22 protein-coding genes and 1 pseudogene are annotated in these 18,002 nt (G+C 66.2%); 12 read left to right on the top strand and 11 right to left on the bottom strand.

Annotated elements, in window-relative coordinates; translation table 11 throughout:
- Nucleotides 1-261: pseudogene (locus tag JWQ89_RS08115) on the top strand (diaminopimelate decarboxylase); the annotation flags it as partial.
- A 78-nt stretch (nucleotides 262-339) separates the two neighbouring features.
- The gene (locus JWQ89_RS08110; RefSeq protein WP_299639958.1) at nucleotides 340-1,443 is read left to right on the top strand and encodes a winged helix DNA-binding domain-containing protein; all 1,104 of its coding nucleotides are present in this window, start codon (nucleotides 340-342) and stop codon (nucleotides 1,441-1,443) included.
- Between the two features lie 7 nt (nucleotides 1,444-1,450).
- Here the strand turns inward: JWQ89_RS08110 and JWQ89_RS08105 are convergent, their stop codons facing one another.
- Nucleotides 1,451-1,861 (bottom strand): response regulator, encoded by a 411-nt coding sequence (locus JWQ89_RS08105; RefSeq protein ID WP_299639956.1) that lies wholly within the window; start codon nucleotides 1,859-1,861, stop codon nucleotides 1,451-1,453.
- 11 nt (nucleotides 1,862-1,872) lie between these two features.
- Nucleotides 1,873-2,805 (bottom strand): zinc-ribbon domain-containing protein, encoded by a 933-nt coding sequence (locus JWQ89_RS08100; RefSeq protein ID WP_299639954.1) that lies wholly within the window; start codon nucleotides 2,803-2,805, stop codon nucleotides 1,873-1,875.
- 182 nt (nucleotides 2,806-2,987) lie between these two features.
- Between JWQ89_RS08100 and ftsE the strand changes: the two genes are divergently transcribed.
- The 4 genes from ftsE (at nucleotide 2,988) to JWQ89_RS08080 (ending at nucleotide 5,953) form a co-directional block, all read left to right on the top strand.
- A complete protein-coding gene (gene ftsE / locus JWQ89_RS08095) occupies nucleotides 2,988-3,647 on the top strand; it encodes a cell division ATP-binding protein FtsE (protein WP_299639952.1) in 660 nt (219 codons plus the stop codon).
- Nucleotides 3,637-4,578, top strand: coding sequence for an ABC transporter permease (locus JWQ89_RS08090; protein ID WP_299639950.1), 942 nt, complete (start codon nucleotides 3,637-3,639; stop codon nucleotides 4,576-4,578). Before ftsE ends, JWQ89_RS08090 begins: the two co-directional genes overlap by 11 nt.
- Before the next feature lie 91 nt (nucleotides 4,579-4,669).
- Nucleotides 4,670-5,494, top strand: coding sequence for a lysophospholipid acyltransferase family protein (locus tag JWQ89_RS08085; protein ID WP_299639948.1), 825 nt, complete (start codon nucleotides 4,670-4,672; stop codon nucleotides 5,492-5,494).
- Nucleotides 5,495-5,611: 117 nt separating this feature from the next.
- Entirely contained in the window at nucleotides 5,612-5,953 is a 342-nt protein-coding gene (locus JWQ89_RS08080; RefSeq protein WP_299639947.1) for a hypothetical protein, read from the top strand.
- A 99-nt stretch (nucleotides 5,954-6,052) separates the two neighbouring features.
- Here JWQ89_RS08080 and JWQ89_RS08075 read toward each other — a convergent pair whose 3' ends face one another.
- A complete protein-coding gene (locus JWQ89_RS08075) occupies nucleotides 6,053-6,610 on the bottom strand; it encodes a gamma-glutamylcyclotransferase (protein WP_366143980.1) in 558 nt (185 codons plus the stop codon).
- Between the two features lie 86 nt (nucleotides 6,611-6,696).
- On the opposite strand from JWQ89_RS08075, the gene JWQ89_RS08070 reads away from it, so the two are divergent.
- Nucleotides 6,697-7,704, top strand: coding sequence for a DUF2125 domain-containing protein (locus JWQ89_RS08070; RefSeq protein ID WP_299639945.1), 1,008 nt, complete (start codon nucleotides 6,697-6,699; stop codon nucleotides 7,702-7,704).
- 50 nt (nucleotides 7,705-7,754) lie between these two features.
- On the opposite strand, the gene JWQ89_RS08065 is transcribed toward JWQ89_RS08070, so the two are convergent.
- The gene (locus tag JWQ89_RS08065) at nucleotides 7,755-8,741 is read right to left on the bottom strand and encodes a prephenate/arogenate dehydrogenase family protein (RefSeq protein WP_299639944.1); all 987 of its coding nucleotides are present in this window, start codon (nucleotides 8,739-8,741) and stop codon (nucleotides 7,755-7,757) included.
- On the bottom strand, nucleotides 8,741-9,847 hold the full coding sequence (locus JWQ89_RS08060; RefSeq protein ID WP_299639942.1) for a histidinol-phosphate transaminase: 1,107 nt from the start codon (nucleotides 9,845-9,847) through the stop codon (nucleotides 8,741-8,743). The genes JWQ89_RS08065 and JWQ89_RS08060 overlap by 1 nt, the downstream gene beginning before the upstream one ends.
- Nucleotides 9,848-9,982: 135 nt before the next feature.
- Between JWQ89_RS08060 and JWQ89_RS08055 the strand changes: the two genes are divergently transcribed.
- Nucleotides 9,983-10,309: a DUF718 domain-containing protein gene (locus JWQ89_RS08055; protein WP_299639940.1), complete on the top strand. Its 327-nt coding sequence runs from the start codon at nucleotides 9,983-9,985 to the stop codon at nucleotides 10,307-10,309.
- Between the two features lie 85 nt (nucleotides 10,310-10,394).
- Here the strand turns inward: JWQ89_RS08055 and JWQ89_RS08050 are convergent, their stop codons facing one another.
- On the bottom strand, nucleotides 10,395-11,138 hold the full coding sequence (locus JWQ89_RS08050) for a methyltransferase domain-containing protein (protein ID WP_299639938.1): 744 nt from the start codon (nucleotides 11,136-11,138) through the stop codon (nucleotides 10,395-10,397).
- Between the two features lie 82 nt (nucleotides 11,139-11,220).
- On the opposite strand from JWQ89_RS08050, the gene gloB reads away from it, so the two are divergent.
- The 3 genes from gloB (at nucleotide 11,221) to JWQ89_RS08035 (ending at nucleotide 12,932) form a co-directional block, all read left to right on the top strand.
- Nucleotides 11,221-11,994 (top strand): hydroxyacylglutathione hydrolase, encoded by a 774-nt coding sequence (gloB, locus tag JWQ89_RS08045; protein WP_299639937.1) that lies wholly within the window; start codon nucleotides 11,221-11,223, stop codon nucleotides 11,992-11,994.
- Between the two features lies 1 nt (nucleotide 11,995).
- On the top strand, nucleotides 11,996-12,544 hold the full coding sequence (locus JWQ89_RS08040) for a GNAT family N-acetyltransferase (RefSeq protein WP_299639935.1): 549 nt from the start codon (nucleotides 11,996-11,998) through the stop codon (nucleotides 12,542-12,544).
- Between the two features lie 130 nt (nucleotides 12,545-12,674).
- Complete coding sequence (locus JWQ89_RS08035) at nucleotides 12,675-12,932, top strand: hypothetical protein (RefSeq protein ID WP_299639933.1); 258 nt, start codon at nucleotides 12,675-12,677, stop codon at nucleotides 12,930-12,932.
- Nucleotides 12,933-12,943: 11 nt separating this feature from the next.
- On the opposite strand, the gene JWQ89_RS08030 is transcribed toward JWQ89_RS08035, so the two are convergent.
- The 4 genes from JWQ89_RS08030 to rpmF all read right to left on the bottom strand — a co-directional run bounded on the left by JWQ89_RS08030 (nucleotide 12,944) and on the right by rpmF (nucleotide 15,552).
- Nucleotides 12,944-13,393, bottom strand: coding sequence for a hypothetical protein (locus tag JWQ89_RS08030; RefSeq protein WP_299639931.1), 450 nt, complete (start codon nucleotides 13,391-13,393; stop codon nucleotides 12,944-12,946).
- A 98-nt stretch (nucleotides 13,394-13,491) separates the two neighbouring features.
- A complete protein-coding gene (locus JWQ89_RS08025) occupies nucleotides 13,492-13,869 on the bottom strand; it encodes a YkvA family protein (protein WP_299639929.1) in 378 nt (125 codons plus the stop codon).
- Between the two features lie 3 nt (nucleotides 13,870-13,872).
- On the bottom strand, nucleotides 13,873-15,267 hold the full coding sequence (gene fumC / locus JWQ89_RS08020; RefSeq protein ID WP_299639927.1) for a class II fumarate hydratase: 1,395 nt from the start codon (nucleotides 15,265-15,267) through the stop codon (nucleotides 13,873-13,875).
- A 102-nt stretch (nucleotides 15,268-15,369) separates the two neighbouring features.
- On the bottom strand, nucleotides 15,370-15,552 hold the full coding sequence (rpmF, locus tag JWQ89_RS08015) for a 50S ribosomal protein L32 (protein ID WP_299639925.1): 183 nt from the start codon (nucleotides 15,550-15,552) through the stop codon (nucleotides 15,370-15,372).
- A 173-nt stretch (nucleotides 15,553-15,725) separates the two neighbouring features.
- On the opposite strand from rpmF, the gene JWQ89_RS08010 reads away from it, so the two are divergent.
- Nucleotides 15,726-16,631: a polyprenyl synthetase family protein gene (locus tag JWQ89_RS08010; RefSeq protein WP_299639923.1), complete on the top strand. Its 906-nt coding sequence runs from the start codon at nucleotides 15,726-15,728 to the stop codon at nucleotides 16,629-16,631.
- Here the strand turns inward: JWQ89_RS08010 and ispG are convergent, their stop codons facing one another.
- Nucleotides 16,632-17,876, bottom strand: coding sequence for a flavodoxin-dependent (E)-4-hydroxy-3-methylbut-2-enyl-diphosphate synthase (gene ispG, locus JWQ89_RS08005; protein ID WP_299639921.1), 1,245 nt, complete (start codon nucleotides 17,874-17,876; stop codon nucleotides 16,632-16,634).
- Nucleotides 17,877-18,002: the final 126 nt, after the last annotated feature.

Raw genomic sequence — 18,002 nt, 5'->3', positions numbered from 1 at the left:
CAGATCACCGCCGACGTGGTCGGCCCGGACTGCGAGACCGGCGATTTCCACGCCCAGGATAGGAAGATCGAGGGCGTCAAGGAAGGCGACCTCCTTGCGGTGATGTCGGCCGGCGCCTATGGCGCGGTGATGGCCTCGACCTACAACTCGCGCCCGCTGGTGCCGGAAGTGCTGGTCGATGGCAGCAAATGGCATGTGATCCGGCCGCGCAAGTCAATCGAGGAACTGATCGCGCTCGACAGCGTGCCCGACTGGGCGTGATCTGAGCCAGATTCGCTGCTGACACCCCGTGTCAGGACCGTGCGCCAGTCTCGTCCCAAGCCGGAATGGAGACGCCAGATGAGCCGCCAGCCCCTCACTGACCGCCAGTTGAACCGAGCGACGCTCGCCCGCCAGATGCTGCTCGAGCGCAGCGGCATGGGCATTGTCGAAGCCGTCGAGTGGCTGATCGGGTTGCAGGCGCAAGTGACGGAAGGGCCGTATCAGGGCCTGTGGTCGCGGCTCGAGGGCTTCACCCACGCGGCGCTGACGGAGCTGATCGTTGGCAGGCAGTTGGCCCGCGCCACAACCATGCGCGGCACGCTGCATCTCCATTCGCTGCCGGACCTGATCGGCATTCGCGAGCTGATCCGCCCGGTGCTTGAGCGCATGTGGCAATCGAACTTCCGCCGCCGCTTCGGCGACAACGATCAGGCCGAAGTCCTCGCCGCCGCGATCGAGGTCATTGATCGTGAACCGATGACCGCCGGCGATGTCGGCAAGGCACTGAGAGACCGGTTCCCGACCGCCGAGCCGCTGGCGATGACGGTGTTGCTGCAGATCCGCGAGATCATTGTGCAGGTGCCGCCGACCCGCATCTGGGGCTCCGGCCACTCGCCGCTGCTGGCCCGCGCGCCGAGGTACCTGCCGGTGACGACGAGCAACCTCGATCTCACGACGCTGGTCCGCCGCTACCTCGCCGCCTATGGGCCGGCCAGTGTCAACGACATGCAGAGCTGGTGCGGGCTCACGAAGCTCGGCGAGGTGTTCGAATCGATCCGCGGCGAACTCGTGACCTTCACCGCTCTCGATGGCCGTGAGCTGTTCGATTTCCCGGACGCGCCACGCCCCGACCCCGATACCCCAGCCCCCGTGCGCTTCATGCCGCTCTACGACAACGCCTTCCTCGGCTACGACAACCGGCGCCGCATGCTGGCCGAGGACGACGAGAAGCGGGGCGATTTCGTCCGCGACGTGAAACCGGCGGTGCTGGTCGACGGCATCATCTCGGCCGGCTGGGCGATCGAGAGCAGGAAGGGCGCCGCGGTGCTGACCGTGTCGCCCTATCACCAGCTCAGGAAGACCGACGTCGCGGAGGTCGAGCGAGAGGGGCTGCGGTTTCTCCGCTTCATGGAAGAGAAGGCGGAGCGCTTCGACGTGCGCGTACTGGAGGTGGTACCCTAGGGCGCCCTCACCCCATCATCGCCTGTCGCGCCAGCGATACGATTTCCGGCGGCCTACCGGCCAGTGCGTCATCGACCTTCTCCAGCACCTGCTGCAGCGTGAAGGGTTTTGGGATCACGTCGTAGATGAGCTGGTCGAGGCCGTGCGCGCGTTCGCGCTGATCGGCGAAGCCGGTCATCAACACGATGGTGACTTCCGGCCATGACGAGGCGACGTTGAGCGCCAGTGCGATGCCGTCCATGACCGGCATCTTGATGTCCGAGAGCAAGAGGTCGAAGCGGCCGGCTTCCTCGAGCATCACTTCGGAGGCGAGGCCGCCGTCTTCGGCTTCCACAACCTCGTGCCCGGCATGGGCAAGGGCGCGCGTGACGAAGGCGCGGACGCCGTCATCGTCTTCGGCAATCAGGATTCTGGCCATCGGTGTCCCGTTCAGTGTCCGATTTCTTGAGTATTGGATTGGGTGCTCACGGCAGCCGTCGCCTCGCCACGGGGGCGGCCATCGGCGAAGCCCAGCCGCAGCTGTGTCGCCCCCTTGGGTGGCGCGGCCAGTTCGGCGGAAAATGCGATGGCCTCGCCCGGCTCCACATCGCTGGCGGACGGCATCACGCTCCACTGGTAGATCGAGGCGCCGTTGACATCGAGAAGGCTCACCACCACCGGCGGCACCACGACGCGGCGCGGCTCGACACCGCGGATGGTGGCGGTGACGCTGATCACCTCGCTGTCGCCGCGCCGGCTCATCAGGGTCGATACATCGGAGAACTCGAGCCCCACGACGTTCACTCCAAGCCCGAGCGCCGAATAGACACCGGCCATGTCGGGCGCCGCCTTGACGATCTCGGTGCGGAAGATCAGGCCGCCGGCGATCAGCGCACAGAGGAGCAGCACCGCGGCGATACGAATGGCTCGGAACAGCCGCGCTGCAGGCAGCTTCTGTGCTACGGCGCGCTGGCGCTTCTCGAGCTTGCCGTTGGCAAGCTTTTGCTCCCGGGTCGGCAGCGGTTCAGCCGGCGGCTCGACCGTGGTTCGCGGCGCGATTGCGGCCTTGATCTCGGCGATGGTGCGGACCATTTCGGGCGGCGGCCCGCCGTCGGGCATCATGCCGCGTGGAACTTCAACGATCGCGGTGCGCTGCTCGATGGCCGTGAATTCGCGATCGAGCGCCTGCTCCTCGTCGGGCGAGAACAGCCGGTCCTCTTCGGGTGCAGGGGCGACCGGGCGTGATTCGGCGAGCCACGCCTTGCCGCAATGCGCGCAGCTTACCCTGCGCCCCGTAGGCCCGAGCGTTTCAGGCGGCACCTGGTACCGTGTCCCGCAATGCGGGCAGGCGATGACGACTGTCAGGGGCTGGGGCGAACGCATGGCCGGAATGCTAGCGGCGCCCGGTTAAGTTTCCCCGAACCTCAAACCGGTGAAGCGCGGCAAACTGCCGCCCGAATCTGCGGGGTCCGACCAAGATTTGGGCTGAATTGTGGGGGAGAACCCGGCTGGTGCGGGGCGCCGCTGTTATGATGCGTCAATACTGATTCGGAGCGGATAGCCCGGTGATCGAATTCTCCAATGTCGGCCTGCGCTACGGGCAGGGCCCCGAGATCCTCAAGGATCTCAACTTCCGCATCGAACCCGGCACCTTTCACTTCCTCACCGGACCCTCGGGCTCCGGCAAGACCTCGCTGCTGAAGCTGCTGCTGCTGTCGCTCCGGCCGACGCGCGGCCGCGTCACGCTGTTCGGCAAGGACACCTCGTCGCTGGACCAGGATGCGCTGCTGCAGATGCGCCGCCATATCGGCATCGTGTTCCAGGAATTCCGCCTGCTCGATCATCTCACCACTTTCGAGAACGTCGCCCTGCCGCTGCGCGTCCTCGGCGAACCAGAATCGAGCTACCGCGCCAATGTCACCGAACTGCTCGAATGGGTGGGGCTCGGGGAGCGGCTCGATGCGCTGCCGGCGGTGCTCTCGGGCGGCGAGAAGCAGCGCGCCGCCATTGCCCGTGCGGTGATCGGCCGGCCCGACATCCTCCTCGCCGATGAGCCCACCGGCAATGTGGACCCCGAACTGTCGCTGCGCCTCGTCCGGCTCTTTGCCGAACTCAACAAGATGGGGACGACCATCATCCTCGCCACCCACGAGTTGCCGCTGCTCGACAACTTCCCCTTCCCCCGCATGGTGCTGACCGATGGGGAGATCGTCTTTGGCGATTGAGTTCAGGCTTCCCCGCTTCGCCGGCATCGAGAACCGCGAGCGCGCCGCGGCGATCGTTCCGGAGCGCTCGGTCTCCGGCCGCACCCTGGTGCTGCTCATCGCCATCATGACGTTCCTTTCCGGCGTGACGCTGGGCGGGGTGGTGCTGGTGCAGAAATCCGCCATCGCCTGGTCCTCCGATGTCGGCCGCGAGATGACCATCCAGATTCGCCCGGTCGAGGGCGAGGTGATGGACTCGAACTTGCGCACCGCCGTCGCCCTGGCCGAGGCGACGCCGGGGGTCGCGTCGGCGCGGGCGCTGACGCTGGAGGAGAGCCAGAAACTGCTCGAGCCCTGGCTCGGGGCCGGGCTCGATCTCACTGCCATCGACATTCCCCGCCTGGTGGTGGTGCAGCTCGCAGACCCGGCCGAGGCCGATATAGGCACGCTCGAACGCGACCTCCAGGCGGTGAAGGGCGCCAGCCTCGACACCCATTCCGCCTGGCGCCAGCAGCTCAATGTCATGGCCGGCACCATCGTCGCCTCGGGGCTGCTGGTGCTGGCGCTGATCGTCGTCGCCACGGTGCTGGCGATCATTTTCGCCACCCGCGGCACCATGGCGTCGAACCGCGAAATCGTCGACGTGCTGCACTTCATCGGCGCCTCGAACAGCTTCATCGCGGGCGAGTTCCAGGGCCGATTCCTCACCATCGGCTTCCGTGGCGGCATCATCGGCGGCCTCGGGGCGCTCGTCTTCTTCCTCCTCGTCGGCGTCGCCGCCGCCTCGATGGTGCCGCAGGAGGCGGGGCAGCAGCTGGGCATCCTGTTCGGCCGCTTCGCGCTCGGCATCGACGGCATGTTCGGGATACTGGCGGTGGTGCCGGTGATCGCGGCGCTGACGGCGATCACGTCGCGGCTGACGGTGCGGCGGTTTTTGCAGAAGACGTCGTAAGCTGGAGCGTGGGCCACCCCCACGCTCCGATTTATCCTTGTCCCCTCGCCGAGTCGCAGGCACCCTGCCGGGTACATGAGGAGAACCAGTTTTGCTCGGCCAGGCGTTCCGCTCCCTGCTGTTCTATGCGGTTTTCTACCTGCAGACGGTGGTGCTCGCCATCCTGATAGGGGTGAGCGCCGTGCTCCGGGGCCGGACGCGATTCGGCTGGACCCTCGCGCTCTACTGGATCCATTCCCATATCCTCGCGCTGCGCCTGCTCGCCGGCATCAAGACCGACGTCGAAGGCATGGAGAACATTCCCGCCGGTCCCTGCATCATCGCTTCCAAGCACATGAGCGACTGGGACATCTTCGCGCTGCTGCCCGGTGCCCACCGCCCGGCCTTCATCGCCAAGAAGGAGCTGATGGACATCCCCTTCTTCGGGCAGGCGGCGATGGCCTTCGATACCATCCGGGTCGATCGCTCGAAGGGCGGGGAGGCCATCCCGCTGATGCTGGACGACGCCCGAAAATCGCTGGCCAACGGCGCGCGCATCATCATCTTCCCCGAGGGGACCCGGAAGGCGCCGCTCGAGCCCTACGACTATCGCTACGGCGTGGTGCGGCTCTATGAGGGGCTGAACGTCCCGGTGGTGCCGGTGGCGCTCAATTCGGGCCTGTTCTGGGGCCGCAACAGCCTGTTGCTGTGGCCCGGAACGGCGCGCGCCCGGTTCCTCCCCGCCATCCCGCCGGGACTACCGCCCGAGGAATTCCGCAACCGGCTGATCGCCGCCATCGAGGGCGAAACCAACCGACTGATCCTCACCGCCTATGACGAGGGCCTGAGCCGCCCGATCAGGCCGGAGCTGCGCGAAAAACTGGAAGCATTGAAACAAGGCGTAGCGCCGGGCCCCGTCGAAACCACTACATCTTGACGGCTCATACGATGCAGCCCATACATGTAGTTGTAATGCAGGGCGACGCTTGACATTTGACTCAAATTCGTTCTACTTTCGTTCTCTTTCGCCTGGGGTATCGAAGGAGCCGGGGACATGGTGCCGACACTGGATCGTACGCTACTGCAGGCGGCTCCGCGGCCGGTGAACTGGCGCGGCCGTTCCGGGCGCTACTATGCACTCGAGCCGCTGAGGTTCGAGGATTTCAGCTTCCGCGGCGATGAGCTCTACCTGATCGCGCTGGGCCACCATGTATTGTGGGCCGGCGGAGCTGCCGATCTCGTCGAAGACCATGTCAGCCGCGCCCGCTTCCGCCTCGCCATGGACTGCGCCGACCGGGTGTTCCATGTCGAAACCAGCGCCGATGCGATCGAACGGCTGACTGTGGTGTGGGACCTCGAGGGCGCGGAGCCGGTATTGGGCCTGAGCGCGGCATAGCTCGTCGACGGGATAGGACGAACTCCCGGCAAGCCCCTCACCGATGTTGCAGGCGCCAGCGGTCACTCGGTCAGGGAGATGAGCCGCGGGACAGTCGCCCTAGGCGCTCTTCACCATTACTGGCACATCCACCCTGCCCAGTGCGGCGACCACCTCGTCGAGATAGCGGTCGGTGATCCCCAGTTCGTGCAGCCGCTGCGCGGTCTCGAGCACATATTCCGGGTTCGCGCCCGACTCGCCGACCCCGGCCCGGACGATCCGCACCTGCTCGGCGATGGCGAGCTTTCCCGCATACTGCACGTGCCGCGTATCGGCGAGAAACGCCAGCGACGGCACCCCCGTGCCATCGGCGAGTTCGATCGGCCGCACCGCCTCACGATAGACGCCGCGGTCCATCTCGCGCTCGCTGAGATAGGCGTGCACCTCGGCCCAGTCCGCATCTGCGACTTCAAACGCCATGCCGCGGCATGAGCCGCCGGGCATCAGGCCGAACACCAGCCCCGGCTGCGTTTCCGTGCCGCGGTGCCGGTAGGAGTAGACGCAGAGCCGGCGATGCACGCCGCGTAGCAGCGCTGGCATCTGCTGAATGAAGGCAAATCCCGGCCGCCAGATCAGGGAGCCGTAGCCGAATACCCAATGGGTCGAAATCTGCTGCACGAGAGCCCTGTCCGCCTTGCCGCGGTCACGTTCCTACCGATACGGTCCGCGCCGCGCAATCGGTGCGCCGGAAGGGAGACCTGACATTGCGGAAATTCCTCTGGCTTGCCATCGCGGTCGTCGTCGTGGTGGCGCTGTGGACCGCCGGCTGGTTCTGGGCCGTCGGCGAGGCGAGCCGTCAGGTCAGGCTTCTTGCCGAGGCCGACGGCGAGAGCGCGCCCAAACTCACCTGCGGTACCTTCGACGTCTCCGGCTTCCCGTTCCGCTTTGATGCGGAGTGCCTCGATGCGACTCTGGTCGACCGCGACGTCACCGCCACCTTCGCCGGCCTCAAGGCCTCGGTGCTGGTCTACAATCCCAGCCACGTGATCTTTTCGGCCAAAGCCCCCTTGGCCTATGCCGACGCCTTCTCGGGCAGCAAGCGGCGGCTCGATTTCGGCGGCATGGAGGGCAGCCTGCGGCTCACCGCCGGTGACCTGATGAAGGGGTTCGGAGGCGAAGGCTGGCGCATCGGCCGCTTCTCGGTGGTTGCCGACGACCTGACGCTGACCGACACGGTCGCGAGCGAGATCGTCGAGGCGCGCGCCAAGCATCTCGAAGCCCACCTGATCGACGACCCGCAGCAGCACGACCAGGCCGCCGGGACCTCGGGGCTTATGGGCTACCTCGCCGCTACCGCACTCGACCTGCCGGGTCTCCAGGTGGCGGGGGCCGACCTCACCGCCGAAACCCAACTCACTGGCGTGCCCGACGACCTCCGCGCCTTCGGCGACCCCGACGCGCTGCGGCGCTGGCAGGCGGCCGGCGGCACGCTGACGCTCACCAGGCTGGCCGGCAGCCAGGCAGTGCCCGACGAGCGCTTCGAGATCACCGGCGAGTTGAAGCTCAATGGCGGCGGCTATCCCGAGGGCCAGATCAACTACACCACCAAGGGCGTGCTCGAGCGCCTGGCCCACTTCCTGCCGACGGTGCAACTGGCCCTGCTGCGCGGGCGGCCGGAGGAAGATGGCAGTTTCAGCAATACGCTGACCATTACCGACGGGCAGGTGAAGCTGCTGGCAGTGCCGTTCGCGCAGTTGCTGCCGTTGTTCTGACACCTCTCCCTCGGGGGAGAGGTGACGATAGGGATGGGCCCGTGCTTGTCTCAGGCGTCCTCCCCGCCGCCGTGCTCGCGCACGGCGTCATCCGGCACATCCTGTGGCTGTACCAACGCCACAGTCTCGGGCGTGCCGTGGGGGCGGCCGAAGTCGGGGGCTGCGGTTTCCTGGCCAGCGGTGATGATCGAGCGGCGGATGGCGCGGGTGCGGGTGAACAGTTCCTGCATCCCCTCGCCGTCGCCGACCCGCACCATGCGCTGCAGCCGCGCCAGATCCTCAAGGAACCGCCCGAGCATTTCGAGCACTGCGTCGCGGTTGGTGAGGAACACGTCGCGCCACATCACGGGGTCGCTGGCGGCGATACGGGTGAAATCGCGAAATCCCGAGGCCGAGAACTTGATCACCTCTGACTGCGTATCCGCTTCCAGATCGGCGACCGTGCCGACAATATTGTAGGCGATGAGGTGCGGCACGTGGCTGGTGATCGCCAGCACCAGGTCGTGGTGGCCGGCATCCATCACCTCAACATTGGAGCCGAGCGCGCCCCAGAACGAGATCAGCCGATCGACGGCCACAGTGTCGACGTCCGGCTTCGGCGTCAGCACGCACCAGCGTCCGACGAACAGGTCGGGAAAACCGGCGGACGGCCCCGAGTGCTCGGTGCCGGCGATCGGGTGCCCGGGGATGAAGTGGACGCCTTGCGGCACCATCGGCTCCAGCGCCTTCATCACTGCGCCCTTCACCGAGCCGACGTCCGAGAGGATCGCCCGCGGCGCCAGATGCCCGCTGATCTGCGCCATGACGTCGGCATAGACGCCGACCGGGGTACAGAGGATGACGAGGTCCGCGCCCTCCACCGCCTCGGCCGCATCGAGGGTATAGATGTCGCCCAGCCCCAGCGAACGCGCTTCGTCGAGCGTCGCGGCCTTGCGCGTGGTGATGGCGATGGTCTTCGCCAGCCCCTTCTGCTGCACCGCCCGCGCAATGGACGAGCCGATGAGGCCGATGCCGATCAGCGTCAGTTTTTCGAACATCAGTCCCTCGCTCCCGGCGCCCCGAATGCCTTCAGTATCTCGACCACCGCGCGCATGTGCTCCTCGAGCCCGATGGAGATGCGCAGGCCTTGCGGAATGCCGTAGCCGTGCATCTCGCGCACGATCAGGCCCTTGTCACGCAGCGCGGTGAATGCAGCCTTTGAGGTTTCGACATTCTCGAACAGCGCGAGGATGAAATTGCCCTGGCTCGGCGGAACGTGGATGGCGTTGGAACTGAGGCTTTGCGTCAGCCAGTTCCGCCACTTCGCATTATGCGCCCTGAGCTTCGCAGTGAACTCGACATCGCGCGCCGCGGCTGCAGCGGCCGCCTGCCCCGAGAGCGAGACATTGAACGGCCCACGGATACGGTTGACTGCGTCGACGATGTGCGTGGGGCCGTACATCCAGCCGACCCGCTCGGCGGCGATGCCCATCTTGGAGAAGGTGCGCACCATGACGACATTCTCGGCGCTGTCCACCAGCTCGGTCCCGACCGAATAGTCCTCGGCCGTCACGTACTCGGCATAGGCGTTATCGAGGACGAACAGGATGTCGGGCCTTAGGCCCGCATGCAGCCGTTCGACTTCGCCGGCGCTGAGATATGTGCCGGTCGGGTTGTTGGGGTTGGCGAGGAACAGCACCCGGGTGCGCGCGGTCACCGCGGCGAGCAGCGCGTCGACATCGGCACGGAAGTCCTGCTCCGGCACCATGATGATCTCGGCCGAGGCGCCGCGCGTGATGATCGGGTAGACGTTGAAGCCATACTGGCTCATCACCGCCTTGTCGCCCTCGCCGAGATAGACCTGGGCGAGCAAATGCAGCAGATCGTCCGAGCCGAAGCCGCAGACCAGCCGGTTGGGATCGAGCCCGTGCACCTCACCCAGCGCCTCACGCAGCTGGCGCGACGAGCCCTCCGGATAGACCTCCAGCCTGCCGGCGACCGAGCGGAACGCCTCGATCGCCCTAGGGCTGGCGCCCAGCGGGGATTCGTTCGCCGACAGCTTCACCAGCTTCACCCCGGCCGGCGTGTCGGAACGGCCCGGCACATAGGGCGCAATCCTCGAAATGCCGGGCTGGGGGACAGGGCGGTCTGGGGTATCGGTCATTTCACTTGGGGGCCGGGTCGAAAATCGGCCGGACCTTAGGGGAAGGCGCATGGCGTTGCAAAGGAATCCCGGCCGCGTGGCGCGCGCTCTGCTAGGATGAGCGGGCGACGGCATGTCGAGACGGAGGAGGATCCGATGACGGCAATGAACATCGTGCATATGCGGGTGAAACCGGGCCGCGAGGAAGACTTCCTCGCCATCAACCGGGAGTTTGAGAGCTTGAAGATGACCGGCCTGCGCAACTTCTGGGTCGTCAAGACTGGGGAGCGCGACTTCATCGTAGTCGGCGAATGGGCCGAGATGTCCGATCTGGTACGGGCCCGCCCCGAGATGATCGCCAGTCTCGACCGCCAGCGATCGCTGCTCGAGGACCTCGGCGGTGGTCGCGGCGTCACCGAGCCCTGGTCGGGTGAAGTGTCGCTGCACCTGCGGCCGGCGGTCAGCGCCGAGAGCGCGATGTAGTCTAGCATGGCGGCTGGAGCGACCCCGCCACCGTCGTCTCCCTCCCCACAAGGGGGAGGGAGCGAGGGTAGCCACACGCTCGATGCTATCGCTCCCCCGGCATCTCCATTGCCGCCTGCGGCGCCATGGCCGGCACGCGGATTAGCCGCTCGGCCTTCTTCCGCCTCGGCACCGCCGGGAACAGTTCCTTCCGCGCCAGAACGCAATGGACGCCTGCGAAGGTCGGACCGAACAGCCGCCCGGCGCGTTCGAAGAAGCGCGTCGATTTCAGCACCAGCGCGTGCTGCGACGGCGGCAGGTAGAGTGCATCGCGCCATTGCTCGGGCACGAAGCTGTGGTCGCGCAGCAGCCGCTCTAGCTGCCCACGCGAAAATGGATGGCCGTCGCCGAAGGGCGTGGTGTCGATCGACGACCAGGTGCCGCGGCGCTTGGGGACGACGACGATCAGCCGCGCGTTCGGCGCCGACACCCGCCACAGTTCCCGCATCAGCTCCTCGGTGTCGCTCACATGCTCGAAGGCGTGAACCGCGATGATCAGGTCAACCGCCGCATCGGTCAGCGGCAGCTCCAGCGGATCGCACATCACCGTGTGCGACGGACCCTCGCGCGGCCATGCCGAAGCGCCCTGTCGCGCCGGCATCGCGGCAATCACACGTTCGGCCTTATCGAGCGCGAAGCGCATGTAGGGGGTCGCGAAGCCCAGCCCGAGCACGCGCTGGCCACGCACATTGCCGGCAAAGCGCACGATCTCCTCGCGCAGCAGGGCGCGTGAGATTTTGCCCAAGGGCGACTTGTAGAAGCCGATCAGCCGCTCGACGTGTGAGGTCATGGCGTTGTCCGAAAACCTTATCTAGTTTCTGTCATGCTTCGTTGCCGCTTGTCACCTTGGCGGCACCATCCGGAGACCCGACGTGCCCCTGTTGATCGAAACCTTCCTCTGTCGCGCCGACAATTTTGGCTACCTCGTCCACGACGTCGCCAGCGGCCGCACCGCAGCCATCGACGCGCCGGACGCCAAGGCGATCAAGGAGGCGCTGCACCGACGCGGCTGGAAGCTCACGGACCTGTTCATCACCCATCATCATACCGACCATGTCGAAGGTATCCCGGTACTCAAGCGTGAATATGGGGTGCGGGTCGTCGGGCCCAAGGCCGAGCAATCGAAGATCCTCGGCCTAGAGGTGCTGGTTTCGGCCAGCGATACGGTGTCGCTCGGCGAAACCGATTTCCTGGTCATCGAGACGCCGGGCCATACGCTGGGGCATATCGTCTACTACGATCCGGCCGGTCGGCACCTGTTCTCCGCCGATGCCCTGTTCTCGCTCGGCGTCGGCCGCATGTTCGAGGGCAAGGCCGGGCCGATGTGGGACGGGCTCGAGGAGCTGAGGGCCCTCCCCGACGACACGCTGGTCTATCCCGGCCATGAATACACCGCGGCCAACGCGCTGTTCGCGCTGAGCGTAGATCCCAAAAACCCAGCGCTCAGCATTCGGGCCGCCGAGGTCAAGCGCATGACCGAAGCGGGGAAGTTCACCATCCCGGTGACGCTCGGCATGGAGAAGGCCACCAACCCGTTCCTCCGGGCCGATCAGCCGGCCCTCGCCAAGGCTATGGGACTTGCCGCTGACACCCCGCCCGCCAAGGTTTTCGGCGCCCTGCGCAAGGCCAAGGACGAGTTCAAGTAGCATGCCCGGACGCCTCGCCTTCCAGCCGGTCACCAAGGCGAGCGTGAAGGATTTCGAGGCACTGTTCGGTGCGCGCGGCAGCCCCAGCTACTGCTGGTGCATGGTCTGGCGCGCCACCACCGAGGAGCTCAAGGACAGCAAGGGCCCGGCACGGAAGCAGCAAATGCTCGGCCGCATCGCGGATGGCGTGCCCGTCGGCCTTCTCGGCTACGAGGACGGCGAACCGGAGGCCTGGGTGTCCGTCGCGCCGCGCGACACCTTCCGCGGGCTGGGTGGGCCGGATGCGGCGGAGGGCGAGAGCATCTGGTCGCTGACCTGCATGTTCGTGCCGCGCAAGCAACGTGGCGAGGGTCTCGGCCGCGAACTCGTCGCTGCAGCCATCGCCCACGCCAGAAAGCACAAGGCCGATATCCTCGAAGCCTACCCGGTGGCGCCCGGCTCCCCGAGCTACCGCCACATGGGTTTCGTGCCGCTGTTTGAGGACTTTGGCTTCGTCGAGGTCGCAAGAGCCGGTACCCGCCGACACGTCATGCGGTTAACCCTTTCTTGATGAAGGGCGGGAAAATCCTAACGAAATATTGCAACCTCGGCCGGCCGTTGCGACTTTCCTCGCATGGGCCCGGTCGCAGCTGTCCCGCAATGACACAGGCGCTGCGGATCGGCACAACCAGGCCGAGGCTATGGACGAGAACGGGACGGACAAGAGGGTCTTCAGGCTGCCGGTGGTGCTCGACGCACCGCGCGAGCGGCTGAAGCCCGCCAATACGCCGGCCAGCGTCGACTTCCTCAGCCAGCTGATCGCCGAGCGCCAGCATTTGCCGCCGCAGCGGGAGCGCCGCCGCGTTGCGGTCGGCGAGGCGGTGGACGCCTATGCCAATGGCGGCAAGATCGCCGTCCGGCGCGTGCCCGCTGGCTACCGGACGACCATCGTCACCTGAGGCACGAAGCCTCAGTTCATCGACACGTCGCGCCCGGCGCCGGTGATCGACACTGTGAAGCCCGCCACCACGTCGACGATCGACATCATCATCAGGATGAAGAACACCGAGCTGGCGGCCGCCCCGACGAGCAGGAACTCGACGAGGAAGATCACGAACACCACCACCGACAGCATGTGCTCGACCACCGAGCTGCGCCCGGTATTGGTAGACTTCAGCACCTCGAAGAACAGGCAGATCAGCCCGATGACCAGCATCAGGTCGCCGGCGGTGAGCGACCATTGTACCCCCGACACCATCGGAATGGTGAGCAGCTGCTGGCTCCAGGCCGCCGGATTGCCGCCCATGAACAGGAAGGCGAAGAAGTTGTACGCGATCAGCGGGATGATCAGCAGCGGCGGAATGAACGCGCCCCGGCTGGCGCGGCGGCCCGGCGGAATGAACACGGTGCTGTCGGACATGGCGCGATCCTCGAAGGTTGGTGCGCGACAATGCCAAAGCCGGGCGGCCGGTACTAGGGGTCACGCGGAGTTTTGAGACGCGATCCTGTGCACCCCGCTCAGCGATGCCATGTCCCCCATGCCACCCATGCGACAACGACAGCGGCCCCTGCCCACACCAGGACGATGACGGTCGCCGCCTTCCGGCTGACCGGCTTGTCCACGATCGCCTCGGCCGCCGCGCGGTGCTCGGCCATCACCTCTGGAGGGATCAGCCGCAGGACCAGCCAGATGCCCAGCGGCAGCAGGACTACGTCATCGAGATACCCGAGAACCGGGATGAAATCCGGGATCAGGTCGATGGGCGAGAGCCCATAGCCAGCCACGAGCGCGGCCAGCGCCTTGGCGTACCACGGAACGCGCGGATCGCGACGGGCCAGCCACAGGGCGATCACGTCGCGCTTGAGGGCGCGGGCCCAATCGCGGAGCCCGACCATGTCTTAGACCCTCAGCGGCCCGACCATCTGCTCGGGCTTCACCTCGGCGTCGAACTCCTCGCCGGTCAAAAGACCGAGCTCGATGGCACTCTCGCGCAGCGTTGTGCCCTTCTTGTGGGCGTTCTTGGCAATCCTGGCGGCATTGTCGTAGCCGATCTTCCTGTTGAGCGCGGTGACCAGCATCAGCGATTGGTCGACCAATTGCTTGATGCGCGCCCGGTCGGGCTCGATGCCGACCGCGCAATGATCGTTGAAGCTCTTTGCCGCGTCGGCGAGGAGCCGTACCGATTGCAGGAAGTTGTAGGCGATCACCGGCTTGAACACGTTGAGCTCGAAATTGCCCTGGCTCGCCGCAATGCCGATCGCCGTGTCGTTGCCCATCACCTGCACCGCCACCATGGTCGTGGCTTCGGCTTGCGTCGGGTTGACCTTGCCCGGCATGATCGACGAGCCCGGCTCGTTCTCGGGAATGGTGATCTCGCCCAGCCCCGAACGCGGGCCCGAGGCGAGCCAGCGCACGTCGTTGGCGATCTTCATCAGCGCTGCCGCCAGCTGCTTCAGCGCCCCCGAGGAGCCGACGAATGCATCGTGCCCCGCCATCAGCGCGAACTTGTTGGGTGCCGTGACGAACGGATAGCCGGTCAGCGCCGCGATCTCGGCCGCGACGGTCTCGCCGTATTTCGGGTGGGCGTTGAGCCCGGTGCCGACGGCGGTGCCGCCGAGCGCCAGTTCGTAGAGCTGTGGCAGCGTCGCACGGATGGCCTTCAGCGCCAGGTCGAGCTGCGCCACCCAGCCGGAAATCTCCTGGCCGAGCGTAATCGGCGTCGCATCCTGCAGGTGAGTGCGGCCGATCTTGACCACATGCATGAATTCGGTGGCCTTGCCGTCGAGCGTGTTCCTAAGAAGCATCACGCGATCGACCAGATACCCCTCGATCGCCTCGACTGCGGCAATGTGCATCGCGGTCGGATAGGTGTCATTCGAGGACTGACTCATGTTGACGTGATCGTTGGGGTGGACCGGCTTTTTCGAGCCCATCGTCCCGCCGGCCATCTCGATGGCGCGGTTCGAGATCACCTCGTTGACGTTCATGTTGGACTGCGTGCCCGAGCCGGTCTGCCACACCACGAGTGGGAAATGATCCTTGAGCTTGCCGGAGATCACCTCGTCCGAGGCGGCGACGATCAGGTCGCGTGTCGCTGCGTCCATCAGGCCGAGCTTGTGGTTGGCGAGCGCCGCGGCCTTCTTCAGGATGCCGAAGGCCCGGATGATCTCGGCTGGCATCTTCTCGCCGCCGATGTCGAAATTGGCGAGCGAACGGGCGGTCTGCGCCCCGTAGTATTTCTCCGCCGGCACATTGATGGTGCCCATGGAATCCGATTCGACGCGCGTGCCCATGCCGGAAAACCTCTGAACCAAATGGAAACGGCCGGCCCCCTGTGTGGGAGCCGGCCGCAAAATCTTAATGTGTGTCGCGCAAGGGAGCGCCGGCCCGAAGGCTTACGACGTCTTGGGCTGGAGAATCTGCCGGCCGCGATACATGCCGGTCTTCAAATCCACGTGGTGCGGACGGCGCAATTCGCCCGAATCCTTGTCCTCGACATAGGCGGGGGCAGCGAGGGCATCGGCGGAGCGGCGGAACCCGCGCTTCATCGGCGAGGTCTTGCGCTTTGGCACTGCCATGGTTGTTACTCCTGGTTCAATAACATTTCGCCGAAGGCGTTCCGGCGTCTAACAGACAGGGTCTGTCGGGAATTGCGGGGTGCTATAGAGCAGAATTGGGCAGATGGGAAGGGGCGAAATTGGCAAGTTCCGCGGCTTCGCGTAGAACCGCTCGACTCCGCCGGAACCAGCCCGTGACCTACTCTTTCCCCGCCGAACTCGCCAGCACCGCCGTCGACATCGAGCAAGCCCTCGACGCCCTGCTCACGGCACCGCGCCTCGCCACCCCTGGCATGCCGCCCGAGCGCCTCGTCGCCGCCATGCGGCATGGCAGCCTCAACGGCGGCAAGCGCCTCAGGCCCCTGCTCGTCCGCCAAGCCGCAGGCGTCTTCGGCGTGCCGCCCGCCGCGACCATCACCGCCGGCCTCGCCGTCGAGATGATCCACTGCTACTCGCTGATCCACGACGATCTGCCCGCCATGGACGATGACGACCTGCGCCGCGGCCAGCCTACCGTCCACAAGGCCTATGACGACGCCACCGCAATACTCGCCGGCGACGCCCTCCTTACCCACGCGTTTGGCCTGCTCGCCGGCGAGGCCACGCACCCGGACCCGGTTGTCCGTATCCGCCTTGTCGCGGAACTCGCAGCCGGCGCCGGCGCCGGGGGCATGGTCGGGGGCCAGATGCGCGACATCGAAGGCGAAACCGGCTTCCTCACCGAACGTGCCATTTCCGATATGCAGGCGATGAAAACCGGTGCCCTGATCCGCGCCGCGGTCCGCATCGGCGCCGTGCTCGGTGGGGCCGATGCCGAGGCGCTGGCCCACCTCACCGCCTACGCCGAGGCCGCTGGCCGCGCCTTCCAACTCGCCGACGACATCCTCGACGTCACAGCCGCCCCCGAAATCCTCGGGAAGCCCACCGGCAAGGACGCCGGCAGGGGCAAGCAGACCATCGTCGCCCGCATCGGCGTCGAAGCGGCACAACGGCAACTGGCTGAACTTATCCACGATGCCCTGACGGCACTGCTGTCGTTCGACAGTCGTGCCGAAGGCCTGCGGGCTACGGGGCGGTATTTCGCCGAGCGGGAACGGTGACTATTTCGCCGGTTCCGGCGTCTTGGCGGTGGCCCCGAACCGCTTCTCGATATAGTCCGCAACCATCACCTTGAACTGGTCGGCGACATCGGCGCCACGAAGCGTCGCGACCTTCTGGCCTTCGATGAATACGGGGGCGGCCGGTGTTTCGCCGGTGCCGGGGAGCGAGATGCCGATGTCGGCCTGCTTGCTTTCGCCCGGGCCGTTGACGATGCAGCCCATCACGGCGACCGACAGCGCCTCGACGCCGGGATAGCGTTCCTTCCATTCCGGCATGGAGGAGCTGAGGTGATCCTGGATTTCCTTGGCCAGGACCTGAAAGGTCTGCGACGTGGTGCGCCCGCAGCCCGGGCAGGCTGCGACCACCGGCAGGAACTGGCGGAAGCCCATGGTTTGCAGCAGTTCCTGCGCCACCCGCACTTCCTGCGTGCGATCGCCGCCCGGTTCCGGTGTCAGCGATACGCGGACCGTATCGCCGATCCCCTGCTGGAGGAGGATGCCGATGGCGGCGGAGGAGGCGACGATGCCCTTCGAGCCCATGCCTGCTTCGGTGAGTCCCAGGTGCAGCGCGTAATCGCAGCGCGCCGCGAGGTCTTGGTAGACCGCGATCAGATGCTGGACGTCCGAGACCTTGGTCGAGAGGATGATCCGGTCGCGCCCCAGCCCGAGCTCTTCGGCACGCTCGGCCGAAAGCAGCGCCGACTGGATGATTGCCTCGCGCTGCACGGCGGCGGCCGAGACCGGAGTGGCGGAACTCGAGTTCTCGTCCATCAGCCGGGTCAGCAGTTCCTCGTCGAGCGAGCCCCAGTTGACCCCGATGCGCACTGGCTTCCCGTATTTGATCGCGAGCTCGATGAGCGTGGCGAACTGGGTGTCGCGCTTCGCCTTGAAGCCGACATTGCCCGGATTGATGCGGTACTTGTCGAGCGCCTCTGCTGCTGCCGGATGATCGGTGAGGAGCTTGTGGCCGATATAGTGGAAATCGCCGACCAGCGGCACAGGCACGCCACGCTGGGCGAGCCTGTCGCGGATGTGGGGCACGGCGGCGGCGCTCTCGTCACGATCGACCGTGATGCGGACGATCTCCGAGCCGGCGCGCCACAGTTGGCCCACCTGCTTGACCGTCGCCTCGATATCGGCGGTATCCGTGTTGGTCATCGACTGCACGACGATCGGGGCGCCGCCGCCCACCATCACGCCACCGACATTGACTCCAACCGACCTTCTGCGCTCCGCAACGCTCATGCTTCACCTCGCTGCGATCAGCAAATAAGGCTTTGAACCTCGGCGCGCAATGTTACGATCTCGTGACCGGAACAGGAGCCGGCTTTCGCCATGACCTTCCAGGCCTATCTCGATACCATTCAAAAG

This window comes from Devosia sp. (genome assembly GCF_028290645.1).
Lineage (GTDB): Bacteria > Pseudomonadota > Alphaproteobacteria > Rhizobiales > Devosiaceae > Devosia_A.
Note: the sequence above shows the minus strand (reverse complement) of the source record. Positions and strands in the feature narration are given on the sequence as shown.